This is a genomic window from Flammeovirga sp. OC4, assembly GCF_000812565.1.
GTDB lineage: Bacteria > Bacteroidota > Bacteroidia > Cytophagales > Flammeovirgaceae > Flammeovirga.
Window position 1 is genome coordinate 1 of record NZ_JTAM01000060.1, and the last position, 18,836, is coordinate 18,836.

At 35.5% G+C, this 18,836-nt stretch carries 10 protein-coding genes; all 10 read right to left on the reverse strand.

Going from position 1 to position 18,836, the window contains the following annotated elements:
* Positions 1-144 precede the first annotated feature (144 nt).
* The 10 genes from PL77_RS22710 to PL77_RS22755 all read right to left on the reverse strand — a co-directional run bounded on the left by PL77_RS22710 (position 145) and on the right by PL77_RS22755 (position 18,627).
* A complete protein-coding gene (locus tag PL77_RS22710) occupies positions 145-990 on the reverse strand; it encodes a DUF4437 domain-containing protein (protein WP_044210656.1) in 846 nt (281 codons plus the stop codon).
* 497 nt (positions 991-1,487) lie between these two features.
* Positions 1,488-2,501 (reverse strand): L-glyceraldehyde 3-phosphate reductase, encoded by a 1,014-nt coding sequence (mgrA, locus tag PL77_RS22715; protein WP_044210707.1) that lies wholly within the window; start codon positions 2,499-2,501, stop codon positions 1,488-1,490.
* 200 nt (positions 2,502-2,701) lie between these two features.
* A complete protein-coding gene (locus tag PL77_RS22720) occupies positions 2,702-6,751 on the reverse strand; it encodes a hypothetical protein (RefSeq protein WP_156152498.1) in 4,050 nt (1,349 codons plus the stop codon).
* Between the two features lie 234 nt (positions 6,752-6,985).
* Positions 6,986-8,320 carry a hypothetical protein gene (locus PL77_RS22725; RefSeq protein ID WP_044210658.1) on the reverse strand — a complete coding sequence of 445 codons (1,335 nt, stop codon included), beginning with the start codon at positions 8,318-8,320 and terminating at the stop codon, positions 6,986-6,988.
* A gap of 83 nt (positions 8,321-8,403) precedes the next feature.
* Complete coding sequence (locus PL77_RS22730) at positions 8,404-10,056, reverse strand: Ig domain-containing protein (protein WP_044210660.1); 1,653 nt, start codon at positions 10,054-10,056, stop codon at positions 8,404-8,406.
* On the reverse strand, positions 10,046-11,824 hold the full coding sequence (locus PL77_RS22735; RefSeq protein WP_044210662.1) for a RagB/SusD family nutrient uptake outer membrane protein: 1,779 nt from the start codon (positions 11,822-11,824) through the stop codon (positions 10,046-10,048). Before PL77_RS22735 ends, PL77_RS22730 begins: the two co-directional genes overlap by 11 nt.
* A 4-nt stretch (positions 11,825-11,828) precedes the next feature.
* Complete coding sequence (locus PL77_RS22740; RefSeq protein WP_044210665.1) at positions 11,829-15,038, reverse strand: TonB-dependent receptor; 3,210 nt, start codon at positions 15,036-15,038, stop codon at positions 11,829-11,831.
* Between the two features lie 395 nt (positions 15,039-15,433).
* A complete protein-coding gene (locus PL77_RS22745) occupies positions 15,434-15,886 on the reverse strand; it encodes a hypothetical protein (protein ID WP_156152499.1) in 453 nt (150 codons plus the stop codon).
* 318 nt (positions 15,887-16,204) lie between these two features.
* Positions 16,205-17,113, reverse strand: a complete 909-nt coding sequence (locus PL77_RS22750) for a T9SS type A sorting domain-containing protein (RefSeq protein WP_044210669.1) — start codon at positions 17,111-17,113, stop codon at positions 16,205-16,207.
* 20 nt (positions 17,114-17,133) lie between these two features.
* A complete protein-coding gene (locus tag PL77_RS22755) occupies positions 17,134-18,627 on the reverse strand; it encodes an SUMF1/EgtB/PvdO family nonheme iron enzyme (RefSeq protein ID WP_044210670.1) in 1,494 nt (497 codons plus the stop codon).
* Between the last annotated feature and the right edge of the window lie 209 nt (positions 18,628-18,836).

The following is an 18,836-nucleotide window of genomic DNA, read 5'->3' on the forward strand; positions in this document are numbered from 1 at the left end:
CTGAAAGTAGATCCTATAATTGCTTGTAGAAATACCGATTGAAAGTTGACGATAATATTTAGTTTACAATGTAAAAAGATTATATCAAAATAAAATAGACATGTTGCCGAGTTTTGATTGTTCCCACTCGACAACATGTGTTGGTTACTTTATTTCAAATTCACTATTCGTACGGATATAGATCGTTGTTTCTTTATTAGTTGAAATTTGATGAACTCCAACTCCTTCTGAACCAAAGTAACTACCCGTTTCCAACGTTTTATTGGATGTCTCTTTAGTAGTTTTATATTGTAAATCACCAGAAATTACAATTCCCTTAAAACTATTATTACTCATGATTTGCCCCTTGAAATGAGCAGGGAGTTTGAGCATGGATCCACTAAATTGGCTGTCTTTTTCATCCCATAAAAAAGCCATTTTCACGTTTTGACCTGTAGTTACCCAAGTTATATCTGTAGCATCAAGCCACACTACATTTGATTCTTCGATATTGACAGGGTGTTCTCCACTTTCAAATGCCTCATCAGCGGGGTGAACAAGGTATGGGCCTTCTTCAATTTCAATGTATGCGAAAGTATCTGTTCCTTTTGCAGAAGTGATATGTACATCTCCTTTTGGTTGTGTCCAGAAAGATCCAGTTGGCATCCACATATTTTCGGCATTTGGATCATCATTATGGATCAAACCACTAATCACTACACCTCTGTAAGATACATTGTGAATATGCGGTGGAGATTGGAAACCGTCTGATGGTTTTAATAAAAACCCAGTGGCACTTTTACTATTTCTATCTCCCCAAAGTGTACCGGCTTTAGGAGCCAAATCTCCTCTTTTGGGATTTAAATGGGTCCATTCCACTTCCGATGCCAAGACTAACTCATAGGTTGCATTCGATTTAACTTCTTTTTTTTGAGCGTCAGTTGAATTGTTGTTGGTGCAAGAGATAATAGTTAATAAACCAATAATTGCACTTAGACCTAGTGTCCTCATTTTTTATTTAATTATTTAATTGAAAGTAAGTACCTCCACAAAAATAGATAGAACTAACTAGGTCTATTTCTGATTTGGCACTTGTAATAAGTAGATCAACGAAACTAAATAGTACAAAACGGTTTTACAATAACGGGCAAAAAGGATAGTATATTGAAATACATAAAAAAGAATGAATTTATATATTTTTAACGATAAATTTCATTTCAGATAACACTGCTTAACATTGATCACAACGCTTATAAAAAAAACTATATCGACATAAAAACAATCAATTTTACATCTTATCAATCATAGAGTATGTTTGTAATGTAATCAGGAAATAAAATTGAAATACTGAATTACAAAAATTTACACCTAAGCTTAAAAAAATTGTAATTAGTTATATAAAATAGTTTGCTTTAGCCTAATAATCCATTATCATCAAAATAAAATCCCACCATGTTCTGGTGGGATTTTTTCACCTTTAAAATAAGCTCTGATATAAAAATTGAGGCTTATTTCAATATTTGTGCTATGGTCTGCTTTTCTTCTGCTGAAAAAGCCAACTGATCTAAAGCCTTTACATTTTCCTCCAATTGACCTGGAGAACTTGCTCCTACTAATACTGTAGTTACTGCCGGATGATTTAATAACCAAGCAATGGCCATTTGAGATAACTTCTGACCTCTTTGTTCTGCTATTTGGTGTAGTGCTTTAATTTGATCCAACTTAGACTCCACTGCTTCCAAATTGAGATAGGTATTGTCCTTTTTAGCCCTTGAATTTTCAGGAATACCATTGACATATTTATTGGTCAACATGCCTTGTGCCAAAGGAGAAAATACAATTGAACCAACATTCAATTCTTCTAACTTTGGTAAAACCTCTGTTTCTACTTCTCTTTCAAACATTGAATATTTAGACTGATGAATCAGCAATGGCACTCCCATGTCTTTCAATAATTCTGATGCTTTTTGAGTCTCTTCAGCACTGTATCTTGAAAGTCCTACATATAAGGCTTTACCTTGTTTTACAACTTGTGCCAATGCACTCATCGTTTCTTCCAAAGGTGTTGCTGGATCTGGTCTATGATGGTAGAAAACGTCTACATAATCCAATCCCATTCTCTTCAGACTTTGATCAAGGCTTGCAATCAAGTATTTCTTCGAGCCCCAATTTCCATACGGGCCGGGCCACATATCATACCCTGCCTTTGAAGCAATAAAAAGTTCGTCGCGGTAAGGGAGGAAATCCTTTTGAAGAATTCTGCCAAAATTCTCTTCTGCTGAACCATAAGGAGGTCCATAATTATTTGCTAAATCAAGATGGGTAATTCCAAGATCAAATGCCTTTCGAAGAATATTTCGAGCATTGCCAAAATCATCATTAAAACCGAAGTTATGCCAAAGCCCTAATGAAATTCGAGGGAGTAAAACACCACTTCTACCACATCTTTGGTATTGCATTGTTTCATACCTTTCCTCTTTTGGAAAATAAGGTGCTACAGGAGCTTTATCAAATATGTTCATTTCACTATCATTTTTGTTTTGCATGAATATACAAACAGGCAACCAATTATTAATTGAGCGTAGTGAATTATAGAAAAAATTATGAAACGCTAACCTATATTAGAGCAATATCACCCCTATCGATCATCAATAATGGAAAGCTCTTAAAAAAACATTTCCCAAAAAACGCCACATCTCTTTTTAGAAATGTGGCGAACTTTTTAAAGCTTTATTTTCTTAAACCATTGCCCTTCATTATTTATTATCCTTATGATAAGGATGGTATCAGGAAGTTGATTTATAGTTTTTTGATAACCATTCATCTTTCCTCCATAAATCACTTTCCCTTGAATATCATTGATCATTAATGTACAATCAGACAAGAATTTTTCTGAAGAAATCTGTAGAGAATGATTTGCAATTCTACGTAATGAAATGTCAGAGAAAATAGCTGGAACAACAGCCGTAGGTGTTTCTGTTCTTGCAAATAAGAAAGTGTAAATTTCTTCTGAAATACCATCCTCAGCAGTAACAGTAATGATGGCTGGTGCACCTAATCGAGAAGCTTGCAGGACATTTAGATTACTTCTTTCATCTTCTAAAGTCACTTCTACGACTGGAGCCTCAGCGTATCCTTCTAATATGTAATCAGTTGAATCCGTCTTGAACACTTCCAATGGTGTTCCATCAATCATAACTGAAGCAAGGTTTGTATTAGTGGATGGAAGACGTACAGTGAGATGAACCGTATATACCGACTCCGGTGCATAAGGATCTTCAGGTTGTACCCTGATGATCGTCTTACCATAAACTGACGTTGCTTTCTCAATGATCATTGTAGCTTTACTATCGTTGACCTCGGCGGTAAACTCAGGTACTTCTGTGGTTCCTAATTCCAAAACTACATCATAACTGAATACTTCAGGGTCGAAGTTTTCTAATTCCACTCCATTCAAAGCAATGGAACGAAGACTCCCATCTTCTGATTGTTTCGGTAAGATCTCAAAAGAGAAATTGATCACTGTTTTAGCGATACCGTCTTGAGCAATAATTTCAATAGTGGTCACATCCGTAAGGTCAGTCGCATGCGTGATATTTAGCTCGGCTAAATCAGATGATTTCACTACCTCAATCGTTGGTACATCAACAGTTCCAAATCTTAAACCGATCGTATAATTTTCTTCTCCTTCTACATATTCTGTAAACTCTAGCCCATTAATAGTAATACTTTTGAAAGAAGCATCGGTAGACGGAGGGTCAATTACAAACTGTACAGTATAGGTTACCTCTGTACCATCTTGAGCTGTCACTACCACTTTTGCTTCTCCTGGTAATTCAGTGGCCTGAGTGGTCATCATTGTCGCTGACTCATCTTCCTTTTCAGCAGAAACTTGAGGAATTATTACCGAACCAAATGGTAAATTAACAGTATACGATAATTGCTCTTTATCAAAGTCCGTGATTAATCCTTCTGCATCCAATGTACTTAAAGTCGCAATATTTGAAGGTGTAGACCAATCTAATTTTAAGTTATATACCTCTTTAGTCGTACCATCCTGAGCAGTAATTTCTATTTTCATATCACCTGGTAAGGCGACTGGAGGAGTAATCACAACCGTTGAGTTGGGATCTGTCTTATCAACCTCTACGGTAGGAACTACATCAGTACCAAATAAGTAAGTCAAAGTATATTCTTTTTGAGCAGGATCAAAATTAGTTAATGGATAGCCATTCACTTTGATACCTTCAATTGAAGTTACAGTAGAAGGTGCCAACTCTTTATAAGTCACATTGTATGTTTCTGTGGTTATCGCATCAGCCGCTGTCACTGTAACTGTAGTTGTTTCAGTAGTCAAGTCCGCTTGATTAATTGATAGTACGGACGCATCATGATTTGCAATCGCGGTAATTTTAGGAGCTACAGTAGTGCCAAATGGTACCATAATTTCGACCTCTGTCATATCTGCTGTAAAACCTTCTACAAGTTTATCATCAGATAGTAATGCAAGTAATGAAGCATCGGTATCAGCCACTGCTTCTGGCCCCTCTAAATTAGTAATATAATAAATGGCTTCATCTACCGGTCCTGCCCCACCTCCTGGAGGAATATCTTCACCAAATGTAAGTTCAAATCTGTTGTAAGAGGTATCTATAATTTTTTGTGTATTTGGACTATCATTAAATTCTTTTGCTGTAAAATCAAAACTATACTCTACCCATTGGTCCACATTGGTTTCATCCAATTTTAACCTAATGGTAGTCCACTCTCCATTGTTACCAAATAATCTTAACTGCAACACGTTTTGTGTCACCATGGGTGTTGTTGCTACTTGATAAACCTTAAACTTGAATTTCAAATTTCTGTCACCATATAAAACACTTTTATCTCCATTCAAGCTAAAAGCAGAAATACCTCTATGAGCGTTCGCTCTAGTTAACTTTGTCACTTTTGCCTCTGTAACTTCAGCAGTTATGAATGGATTATCCACCACTTCCAAAGTATTTGTTCTTGGTGCAATAGATATATTTGGATTATCTGTCCCATCAAAATAATAAGTTACGCCATTTTCAAAATCAGGCAACTCAACATCTATAGATGGTAGTTCTACATTTTCATCCGTAAAAGAAACTAAAGTTAAACCATCTTCATCTTCGATAGTAGCTTGAGTATCGTCATAAGATAAAGTCACTGATTTTGATAAATCTAATGCCGTATTCATCTCAATTATGATTTGCTTCGCTGTATTGGAAACATTGGCAATAGTTTGTTCAACACCCTCAACCTTCACTGTAAAACCTGTTGTTTCTACTAATTGAAGTTCACCAAACGACTGAATATCCAAGTAAATATTTTTAGCTTCATTATCTGTCGCTACTGTAGTTAGTATCTGATCAGCAATAATTTTTGGTCCTCTAAGATTATCTACATAACCTGTCATCCCTGTTGCTTTGTATTCCACATCAGCAGGGGCCAAGTAAATCATTACATCCTTAATTGAGCTTAAGTATTCAGTGGTATTTTCTGAAAGATCAAAAGTATATGTTGCCCATTGACCAAAGCAGGTCACTGTTCTATTTACTTCTCTAAATTCATCAATTAAGTCTCCATTTTCATCGTATCTCCTGAAACCAAGTGTAATATTTTTGTTCATCTGCTCTATCCCAACATCTTCCAAATACAAATCAAAAGAAAATGTTTTTGTCTCTGAAAAATCAAAAGCATACGTTGTCGGCAAATTCCATTCTAGATTTACCCAATGCGATTGTGCTCTTACAAACTTTCCTACTTGATCTTCAGGATCATTCGGATTTACAGCGTTTTTATCTAAAGTGTAATTTCGAGGATCTGGTAATGTTAGCAATGAATTTTCTCCAAATTGATAAAGCGTATATAAACTAGTTACCTTATTTGAGTTATTCAGAACTTCTTTTCCTTCAAATGGAGCTAAAGCAATACCACTTGCATTTGTAATTGTACCACTTTCAAAGCTGTACGTAATTAATTCGCCATACATAATTGGTGACTCCAAATACAAATCAATGCTTGTTCCATTAATCAACGTCTGATTTACGGCAAGTTCTTGTTGTGCTTCATTAAATACCTTAAATAGTGGGTTAAAAAATTGATCAATGGCTTCATGACCATTGAAGTCAATCGTTACAATATTACCCTCTAGTGATGTCTTTGCAGTTGTCGATATAAAATCTTGTTTTACCTTAGGTCCCTTTACCTCATTGATGTAAAATTCTACCTTATCTGCTTCCTTGTTTTGTGTATCAGGAATTAAATAAAAGATGACTTGATTGAATTCAGCAGAAGGATCTACCTCCGAAAAATCGAAAATATAATCTACCCACTCATTGACTTGAGTGATTTCTGTGGTTGCCGTAACCTGAGTTGCTTCATCGCCATTATTTCTCAAAGCACACATTAAAGTAGTAGCTGCTAGTGCTTCTTCTGTAGGAGGTGATACTAACATATTTAGAACCACTTCTTGAGAGGATGATAAGTCGATATTTCCTTCCAAAGCTACTCCAAATGTGGCATTGATTTGGTCATTTCTAATATGCTTAAATAATTTATGACATATTTCCCCGTTTGGGTCTCCCGACTCAGTGGTAAAAGATCCACCGTTGATCGCCGTAAGAGTACCAAGGCTTTGACCTGAGGATTGTAGATATGGATAGTTTGTCTGCGCTTGCACTTGTATCCCCAACGCTATACTAAGTGTTAAGCATAGTATCTTGATATAAGTAAAAAAATCTTTCATCCTTTGTTTCATATTTCGTTTTATAAAAAAACTAGAGTAGAAGCAGGATACTACGCCTACTCTAGTTAAAGTATACTTATTAAATTATCGTTCACTTTCAATCGACCCTTCTGCAAGTTTGATAAGATCGTCGTTCAAACCTCCTTCCAATAGCACGAATGTTAAACGTTAGCATCATCCGTGTTCTGGAGATCTTCAGAAATCACCCGATTTCTAAATACCATATTTGAAAACTTAGTTAATCAATTTTTCAGGCCCCATAAAGTCTTTCAAAAAGAATTCCTTCCCATTGATATTTTTTGCATTAAATGAGGGTCTTAAAATCATAGCAATTGAATTAAAATATTTCATTTGTGGTTTGTCACCTCTAAAATCAAAAGTTAATTCCTGCCACTGATCGGAAGTTGATAGCACTACGGTTTTTGATAATTGTTTAAGACTTTGTTGATCTTTCCTCAAACAGAACTCTAGTTTTACCTTTCCTTCGTTTTTTAAATTTTGAGGAATAAATACTTTCAATTTGTATACTTGTTCCTTGGTAATATCAATATCTGATTTCAAACTAAACAAGACTCCGCCCCAACCATTTTCTTTTAAGGTTACTCTCATGCCCATATCTTCCACATTACCCGGTAATGTAGCCCCTTTAGACAATGCGGTTCTTTGACCATGGAAATTATCTCTAACGTATTTATGGTTAAAATTTAGGTCACTGTACACTTCAAAGTCAATTGGCACATTATTTCTTACTACTCGATGCTTAAATGACTTCAATTCATTTTCCATATTATCCATGACTTTTCCTTTTTCATAAGATAATCTGATATCATCATTGGCACTTAAGCTCTTTTCCATATAAAGAATAATTTGACGACTGTAAGTTTCAGCTTTTCTGATGGAAAGCTCTTTATAACCATTCTTGATCACTTTAAAAGGTGATTTTTTTGTTTTTCCTTTTAAGTCACTGTGTGATAGAACATCTAGAATGATTTGTTTCCCTGATCTATCAGTAGATATATCTACCAAAACCTCATCAACAATAAAACCTGGAACGGTTACATTTGTCAGGAACATTTCCAAACCTTCGGCTTCTTTTTGATAGCTGCTAGGTTGAATAATAATAATGACCGACTTGTAATCAATTTCTTCTTGAGGATTAATCTCTACATGATAATCGTCCCACTTATCAAATGATTTTATTGGAATTTTTTTCAACTCCTGAAAATCTGTTTCCTTTCCATTCTTCCTTACTCCCACCAATAATGAATACTCATCTAAAGTGTTATGTGGTTTGGGGTTATAGGCAGAAAAGGTAATTGTCTTAGATTTTGAAAAATCCAAACTATAATTGAGATCAAACATAACTCCTCCAAAAGGTGAAGTACCTCTTTCAATGTAGATAACATTATTCTTTCCTTTGAAGGAAGTCAACTTATCCATTTGAGCACCCCATGCCTCAGGTTCTTTTACAATTCCTTTTTCTCCAAATATCTCTATTTGGGCATAACTTGCTCCACTCTTTAAAACTAAAATGAAGGCCAGTAGTAAAAAATGCAGTTGTATTTTCATTGAGTTATTGAACAAAAGTTTAAAGCTGTAGATCTAATTTAGTAGAGGGAGGTGCGTCAAAACACACCTCCTGTTATATCATTTTAGTCTCTTAGATAAGGACCTCTTAAACCTTCGATTTGGAACTTAATGCCCTTCGTTTCTTCTCCAAAAACACCATGAGCAAAAACAAGTTCTATGACCTGAATATCCACTCCATCTAAATAGACATCGTTGAAATCAAAAGTATATTCCTTCCACTCGTCAAATACCACATTCTCATTTGGTATTAATTTTAAATACCTCTTTGATTTATCTGCGGTATATAACGCCATACTCAAATCATATTTCTCAACCGTTACCGCTGCAGAAGGAATATTCAACCATAGCTTAAACTCTACATTATAATCCGTATTGACAGGCTTTGTCATTCTAATATCTATCAATGACCAACCTTCACCTGTTTTGGTTACTTCATAAATTGTAGCGTCCTCTCCCAAGTGGTTTTTACCTGATTTTGATTCTAGCGTAATGTCTCTTACTGAGTAAGTAATGTTTGGAATAACATCATCCTCTTGAGGTGTGAAGTAATAGAAAACCGTATTGACCTCTATAGTCTCCGTATCTATAAATCCTCCATCTTCCGCCACAAAAGTGATTGTCGCTTCTCCATTGCCTATTGCAGTCACTAAACCTTTATCATCAACCGTCACCACTGATTCATCCGATGATGTCCATGTTCCATTCTTATTGAAAGTATCTTCTGGCGTAAATACAGCCTCTAACTGAGCGGTTTGCGAAATAAATTGTAGAGGTCCAGTTAAAGGATTTCTTAATTGCATTCCTTCTGCCAAAATAGGATCTACAATTTTAACTTTAACCGCCTTTGATAACAATTTGTCATTAGAAACATAAACGTATGATTCTCCAATTGCTTTCCCTACTATTTTACCATTTTCAGGGTTGATACCCAACACTGTAGTATCTGACACAAAGTAGCTAAAGGTCGTATCATTAGCATCAGCCGGTAAATAGGTAAAGTCCAATGTAAACTCTTCCGTAAGTGTCTTTTCAAAAAGGTCTTGCTCAAAATTAATGGCATCAACAGGTTTGACAGGATGTACATTTAAACGGATAGCTGCTGAAATCGCCTCTTGGTCTTCCGTTCTAATCACATATCCAAATACATCGGTTGTATCTACTACTGTTGGTGTAGCCCATCCATCTTTTGTTACTTTTACCTTTGAAGGATCAAACGCTTCATACCAGAAAATGTCTAATTCATTTACATCATACGGAGTAGTATAATACTCTAATTTCACGGGTCTACCTACCACCACTTCTACCTCCAAAGTTTTAGGTCTGATAAGCTCAATTGTAGGATTTTCCTCTCCTATAATCACATAGGAAGTATCTGATAGATTAGATATTGTTGATGTGGCAATTACTTTTCCCCAACCTCTTTTCATTCCTGTTACCATACCAGTCGTTTCATCTACATGAACTGCACCGTCAGGAGATTCTACCGACCATACGATATCAGTTGCTTCGTCATATTCTGGAGCTTTATAAGCTACAAACTGCATTGACTCATTCAACGCCATTGCCGTAGGAACTTCCCAAGGGCTAACACTAATAGCCTCTTCTTTCTGAATTTGCTCTACTTTCTCTTCCTTACAGCCCACTACAAAGAAGAGTAATAAAATGCTTATTATATTGATTTTCTTCATCATTCTATCTCTTTTTCTAGTAACCATAGTTTTGTTTCCAATTTGGATGTAAAGCCATTTCTGGACGAGGAATTGGCCATATGTATTCATGAATTGGGTAAGGTAAAGGGATATATGTGACTTGCATATCTTCTTTAGGAGATGACGCTTTCCATTCAGGATTGTCACTAGAAGAATAATAAAAGTCCGTCGCATCAGCTAATTGCTTCAATCTATTGGTACGAACCAAATCAAACTTTCTTTTACCTTCGGCATTGAATTCTGCTCTTCTCTCTTTCCAGATTTGCTTACGGAATTCATCTTTCGTCATGCCTGTAGGTAGATCTGCCAATCCTGCACGTCTTCTCAATTGATTCACTTGATCGTACGCTTTAATTGTTGGTCCATTGACCTCATTGGAAGCTTCTGCATAAATCAACATTGCGTCGGCTACTCTATATAAAATAATGTTGATGTTACCATCTGCACGTTGGAAACCGGGTTGACCTTTATAGATTACAGGGTCTAAGAGCTTGTGAAATAATGGAATATTATAACACGAATCACCACTTGCATCCACTCCTTTGGTTAGCATACTAAACTCACGTCGTAGGTCCCCCTCTTCAAAAGACTTATATAAGTCTGGTGTAGGTATAAAAGTACCTGCTCCACCACCATGGAAACTCTTCAGGTTTACTCCCCAGAAATTCACGGTTTGATTCATCATTGCCTCAGAAGTTACAATTAAGCCTTCACCATTCGCTCCATTTCCAAATCCTGATAAATTACCGAACTCAACTAATGATTCTTTAGAGAAGAATTGTCGCCAAGGCTGCTCAAAAGGATTATCATAGGTCTCACTCTGAGTGAATATCTCATAGCCCGCTCTATTTTGTAAAACACTATCTGCAGCAGCCATTGCTAATGAATAATATTTGTGTTCACCTCTTAAAAGTTGACCATTAGAGGTGTATCTCCAACCTGCCATTGTCAAATACACATCTGCTAAAATGACAAATGCAGATGTTCTAGTGAATCTTCCTTTATAAGCTGAGCTATAAGTTTCAGGTAAATACTCTATCGCTTCTGTTAAGTCTCTAACAATGATATCCTCATACACTTCCATTACATCAGCTCTATCAACCGTTTCAAGTGCACTGAATTGGTTCATTGGAAGCGTAATCTTTGGAACATCTCCAAACATCCTCACCAAATGATAATAGTACAATGCTCTTAATACTTTCAATTCTGCAATAATCTCTTTCTTCTCAGTATCAGTCACCATTCCTTCCACTTTCAGAAGTAGTTTAAATATTCTTTTTTCTTCAAGAATCTGTATTTGCTCTTCCGTTAAACCATCATAATTGGGTGGATCTTTTTCGTCTTCCTCTTTTAGTAATTGTACCAACTCCTCTTCAAGCGTTTGCATCTGATGGATCACTTCTATGGAATTGTTGCAATCTGCCACACCTTTCCACAGAGGTGCCCAAATACCGGTATAGTAAAAAGGCTCATCAGGATTGGCTTTATGCAACAAGTAAGTATCCATTGGCCGTGCTAAATTATCTCTTGTGGATTGATCATCTGTACCCGTTTCCCACATCAAAAACCATCTACCATAGAGATTACTTCTTGATACCCAGTTTTCATAAGGTGCGGCAACTAAAGACACTGCCCCTTCATAAGTATTGGGGATGTCTGATTCTAAAACAAATCCTTTTGGATCTTCCTCCAAAAAAGAATCACAACTGATTATTCCGAGCGAAAAGAAGAGGAATAATAATGTCTTATAATATAGTAATGTATCTTTTCTCATGAGTTTATTTAATCGTTAGGTTTACGCCAATAGTATAAGTGATCGGTAAAGGATAGATACCATAATCATGTCCCATTTGAAGTGCATTGTGACCACCAAGTGAAACATCCGGATTATAACCACTATAATTTGTCCAAGTATAAATATCACTTGCCGAAAGGGTCACGTTACCACTGATTTTTGGTAAGTTGAATCGGTACATTAGGTCAATTCTTTTTAATCGAATAAAAGACGCATCCTCAATAAGCACATCACTAAACGGCAATGTAATTTGGTTATTACTGAATAGTGCCATGTGAGTGTTATTGTTTGGATTTTCAGGAGTCCATCTATTGTCAAATAACGCTTGCGTTGTATTATGATTTCCGCCCAAGAATCCTAATTGCCACATGGTAAGGTTGGCCATCTTTCTACCTTGCTCACCCATGATAAAAATTGCCAATGAAAAATTTCTGTATTCAAACTTGTTCTCAATAGACCAAACAAAATCAGGTTGTGCATTTCCAATTACTGTTTTATCGTTAATTGTCAATCTACCATCGCCATCAACATCTTTGTACTTTTGCTGTCCTGGGTGAATTGCCTGTCCTGCTTCATTCTCTTTCCAAGGCGTATACATATCCTGTAGATTTTTATAATTGTAATTGGCTTGTATCAAGTCAGATCTGTATTTACGAGCAGCTTCCTCATTGGTCATTCCTCTAAATTCTTTAAAGTCCTCGTATTGATAAATTCCGTCTGTTTGGTATCCCCAGAATGTTCCTAACTCTTGTCCTACAATCAAGCGTTGAGTATGTCCACCTGTAATCCAAGGATTACTATATCCAACACTCAATGTATCTACTCTCAGAGAGGTAATTGATGTTTTGGCTTGTGTGTATATAATACTCGATGACCACGTAAAATCACCAGCTTCAACGTTTGTAGTATTCAATGCGATTTCTAGACCTTCATTTCGAATAGATCCAATATTTACTAGACCAAACGTATGTCCAGTGTAACCCGGAACGTTGGTATCAATTAATAAATCATCTGTATCCTTAACATAATAATCTGCATTAAGTGAAATACGTGATTTGAATAGGTCTATATCAATACCAAAGTTTGTTTCCTTTGTTAGCTCCCATCTCAGTTCGTCATTTGTAAAAGTAGCTTCTCGTAATGCGTTGTACCTTGCTTTATCTTCACCGAAAATCGCATAACCATTACTGTAAACATCCAATGATTGACCAATACGTCTTGCTTGATTACCATTGGTACCATAACTGGCTCTAAGTTTTAGTAAGTTGATTTCCTCTACGTTTTTAAGAAAACCTTCATTATTCAGTTTCCAAGAAGCCGAAACAGCGGGGAAGTTTGCCCACTTATTCCCTTTGGCAAATTGTGATGCCCCATCTCTACGAATTGAAGTCGTTAAGAAATAACGATTATCATAACTCAAAATCGTTCTTGCTGTAAAACTTAGCATGGTACGTTTTCCATATCCACTTTCATTTGAAAGTTGATCTCTACCTGCACCCATATTATGGAATAGTAAAGCATCAGATGGAAAGTTTTGAGCCTCTTGTGAAGACCAGTTATCATGTGAACTTCTCACTGATGTCATCAATAGTCCATTAATATTGAACTTACCCAATCGATTATTATACCTTAATTGCCCGTCAGCATTCCAAGATGTAAAGCTTGAAAAACGTCTTTTTGCCCAACCGTTGATGTCATCAATTGAATTTCGCCCCTGTCCTCTATAAAAGTTGTTTTCACGATTACCGTTGTTGATACCATATCTTAATGTAGTTGAGAAACCTTTCCCTATATTATAATCCAATGAAAGGTTACCGACTAAGATATTTGTCAAATTTTGCATCGTATTTAAATCGACAAGTTCTAAAGGAGTAGTTCTAAATTCAATTAGATCACCATTCTCAATAAAATTATAACCTTCTTCATCCATCGTTGGCTGCATTCTTAAAGCTTGCATTACCACACTACCTTGCCCTCTAGAGGCATCAAATCCAGTACCTGTGTTTACTTGTCCTGCATCTGAATTGGCCATATAAAGACTTGATGAAATTCTTACTTTATTTGATAATTGAGAGTTAATATTTGCTCTGAATGTCATTCTTTCATAACCAGACTTTGGGATAATACCATGAGATTGATAATAATTTGCTGATCCCATGAAATTAAACTTTTTAGTACCCCCAGAGACACTTGCATTCATATCATAGATATAACCTGTTTTATACATAAGCTTTTGCCAATCTGTAGTAGGTAAGGCGTCATTTCCATAGTAAAGTGCAGAATCAGTATCTGATAATCTACCCGACTCATTTCTTAAAGTTATGAAATCCTTAGTATTAAGTACATCAATAAACATACTTTCGGGTAGTTTTTGAGCACTATATTTTGCATTGACTGTTGTTTTTATATCGCCTAGTTCTCCTTGTTTTGTGGTAATTAAAATTACTCCGTTTGAACCCATTGCACCGTACATTGCTGTCGACGATGCATCCTTTAATACTTCAATTGATTTAATATCAGCAGGGTTGATATCGGCTAAAGCACTTTGACCTCCGCCTCCATTTTGAGCAAACCCCATGTTATCATCTGAATTCATGATCACACCATCAATCACATATAAAGGAGCTGAATTACCACCTAAAGAGTTAAAACCACGAATACTAACAGAAGATGAGGCTCCAGGTTGACCACTGTTGGTCACTACTCTTACACCTGACATTCTACCCTGTAAAGAGTTTTCAAAAGAGGCATTGGTATTCCCTTCCAAATCCTTCGAACTTACTCTGCTGACTACACCGGTTAAGTCTTCTTTTTTGACTTCACCGTAGCCAATTACAATAACTTCGTCTAGTTCGCTTATTTTTTCTTTGAGGTAAATCTTCACCTCTTCTTTCATACTTTCTTTGATGATTTCTTTATGTTCCTCATAACCTATAAAAGTTATAACTAACACATCTCCCACTTTCAAACCTGAAAGGGAAAATTTACCGTCCATGTCAGTAATTGAACCGCCAATAATTTCAGTTCGACCTTCACTTACGACAGCAATTGATGCTCCCGGGATACTTACTCCATCTGTGTCATAAACAATACCATTAATAGAAATATCTTGAGCGTTAGCGAAGCTAGATATAAATAATGTTAATATTAATGGTAGTAAAAAATTAGTAAGTAGTTTTTTCTCTTTCACCATACTTTAAAAAACTTGAATAGATTTTGCTAATCGTTTAGCCAAAATTAGGTAACTCTATGGTAATTTTATTTGCTCTAATATATCATTTGTTTGCAAAAATAGGGTTTTGCAAAGTTTAAACATAATTAAACAATGTTTATTAATACGGCATTAACAATATAATTTGTTTCATAATTTCACTTTATGCTCAAAGTAAAGCATTAAATATTTTAAGACTTCACTATGAGTTTCTCTTAAATTATATTAAATACACGAACCAAAAAAGTTTCGACTAATGTTGGAAATAAAACACTGAAAAGTGTTATGCGACTGGTTTTACATGTTAATTTCATATAATCAGCCTTACGAAAGAAGGAACAAAAAACTGCTTCCTTGTTCCTTACTGCTTTTATCTTTTACCTCATATTATTGATGTTCTCATGAAACTTCACTTTCCATTTTATTTCAGAATTAGTAGTGGATTGAATCACTACCTTTGCTATATCTTTATCGATGTCGACCCATTTTGCCTGTCCTGACGAAGCTTCAATGCTTAAAACACTATAGTCATTTTTAGCAATAACCACTTCATAGCGATCATTACCAATTACAGCTGATGTACCTGACAAAGAAGTCTCTTTTTCATTCCATACACAATCTTTTAGGTCTAACATTCCTTGCATAACATGTCGGTTGGTAGAAATGAATTGTGGATGATTTTGCACGGTGTGAATACTCATCATTCTTGATTCTCCAGGTCTTAATACTTGAGTTAACTGAGAATTCCCTTTTTGTTTACCGATATACTTATCGTTCCAGAAATCATAAATATGATATTCTTTATTGGCTATTAAGTCTATGTTTTTCATAAGTTTAGTAATATTGAAAACTGCTTTTTTGAACAAGCTCCCAACTAGTATGTTATAATACAATACAAATAAGTGCACTGCTTTGTAAACTAAATTATCGTTTACTTTCAAACTTCCTTCTTCTTCATTTTATCTTGAAGCAAAAAATTCAAGGTTTAGAATTCAAAAGCTAAAGGCAAGAGTTTAGTAATTATCTTCTAAAATGCCGTTTATGTTGGGAAATTGCATTGCAACGTCCTCGCGAACCACAATACACTACCATTTATCCTTCATAAAAGGAATTAGAATAATTGATAAAAATTTAGTTTACAGTGTGATTCATTTCATTAAAACTAAAGATCCTACATTGGCTACTTTTAAAATATACATCCCTCTTTCTAAAAAAGGTAATGCGATTGTCATGCTTCCTTCTTTACTTTCAATGCTATCAAAATGGACGATCTGACCCGTAATCGTAAAAAGCTGAACTCTTGAATGATACACTTGGTCTACAAGAATAGTCAATTGTTCTTCTAAAGGATTGGGGTAAGCTACTAATTCTATTTCAAATGTCTTGCTTGTGGAAAAAGTCTTCATTTCTGAATAGCTTGTTGTTCCATCAAAATCAACTTGTTTTAATCGATAGTAAGACAAACCATTCAAAGGATATTCATCTTCTGTTTGATAAGCAATAGATGCATTAGAATTACCAACCCCTTTTACCTTCTTTACTACTTTCCAACTTCTCCGATTCAAAGACCTTTCTACCTCAAAATAATCATTATTGATTTCCCAAAGCGTTTGCCATTTTATAACGGCCTTTCCTTGAATATTTAGCACCTCAAAAGTTCCTAATTCAACAGGCAAGTCTCCAAAGTCATCGACCATTGTAGAGGCACTTGCATCACCTTTTGCATTTCCTCCATAGAATACACTCATTACGGTTACTCCAGGAAGGTGAAGATCTTCGTACGTATCAGACCCTGCCCCGGTGGCATTTCCACCGCCAAAGATGTCATGCTCGGTGGTGTTCTCCGTAAATGAAGGGCTATCATTTGTAGCTCCAATTCCATTGCCCCCATTAAATATGTCAACTGATGGTGAGCTTCCCATGTCTGCATATGAACCAGTATCGGTTCCATTTCCATTTCCTCCAGAAAAAATATCTTGAGAAAAACCAATCGCTATATTACAATTAACTAGTATAAATATACTCACCAATTGTAAAATTACTTTATAAGTCCTCATGGCTATCACTTTCAATAACCTTAATTTTTAGGAGCTGTTCTTACACCTCTACCTCCTACAAAATCTCTTGAACTAGTCGCAGTATCATAACTTTCTCCCATCAATTTTCTGACTGAAACTATCCCATGATCTTCAGTAGTATTAAAACTACCTCCTCTTAATCCTCCAACATCACCGACTGTCATCTGAGGCCAGCCACTTTGAGAGTAGTATCCAAAGTTATCCAATAAACCATCACCGTGAGAACCATCAAAATTTCTTCCTTCTTCTAATGATATACCTACAACCACTTCATAAGCACTACCTGTCAAATCCATAATACCATAATAGGATGCACCTGATTGGGCTCTACCCGAAGTACTTGTAGCATGAATACCTACACGAGTAGGTCCAGTTATAGCCCCGTTGCTTTCTGAGATTGTACAATTCCCTTCAGCGGCATATGTAGCTGATGTAATGTTCTCATTTTCAAGTGTACCTTCTGTAGCGTAAGCAGTTGTATTAATGGTTGTTGTTCCCCATGCATATTCATTGTTTACAGGGTCTAATGTTCCTCTACATGCCTTTTCATATTCTAACTCTGACATTGGTCTTAAACAGGCCCAATCCAAATAGTTATAAATATGAAAATGACTAGAATAAATAAGCGGTAAGTTAGGATTATCAGCACTATAAGTTCCGCCACTTTCACTAATTGTGTTTCTATTTGTACCGTACCACGCCGTCACACGGTTGTTATTCCCTACCTGATCAGAGGTCAAGCTATTCAAAAAGTCTACATATTGACCTTGTGTTATTTCATACTTCATGCAATAGAATCCTTGATAACCTTTAGGAAACGATGCATTCAAATCACCATCCCTGTAGGTACCTGCATTTGAAGAAGTATTGACATAGCATAAGTTTCCATATTCAGTACCCACTGTAATGGCATCTTCTGAAGTCACAACATAAGGTTTGTTTCTTATATTTATATCTCCATAATACATAAAGAAAGAGAAACTCTCATTACCTCCTGTTCCTAAAGAATACCTTCCCTGAGGTACATAAACCATTTCTATTCCATAAACAATTACTTCAAAAGTATCATCATCTCCTTGAGCATCTTCTCCGTATTGCCATTCCAATAAAACATTATAATTGGCTGTACTTTGTGTTTTGGCTGCATTACTATAAACAAATACTCCTTTAGAAAAGCCTGTTCCTGTATCATCATCACTCTCTGCCGTACCTCCACCAGTAACAGTGTGGCCATTCCCATAGCTTAAAGTAGCATGTTGCCAATAATCATTATTTGTATTTCTAAATTTGACAAACAGCCAAACAGCATCCCAATTATTTTGAGCACTTGAAACTCTCCATGAATTGTCCCAGGTCACATCAACATCAATCTGTACCGTTTTGTTAGAAGTAGATTTATTCGTTAAACCATTTACAGTAATCTGTAAATTATTTGCTTCTGTTATATAGGGTAGAAATAGTACTAAAAAATAAAAAGTAGTGTTTTTGTTCATAACGTTAATAAGTAATTAATTCATATAAATTGACTATTGAGCACTTATACATTATCATTTTATAATGTTTGTCAATAGCAATATCCTAAAACCTTTATTAATTGTAACTTATACATCTTTCAAAAAATTGCCCGCATCTTACTTATCAAAAAAGTGTCACTTTTTTAGCAAAAAATGCTAATAATTCTTTGGTAAAAAGGTACAATTCA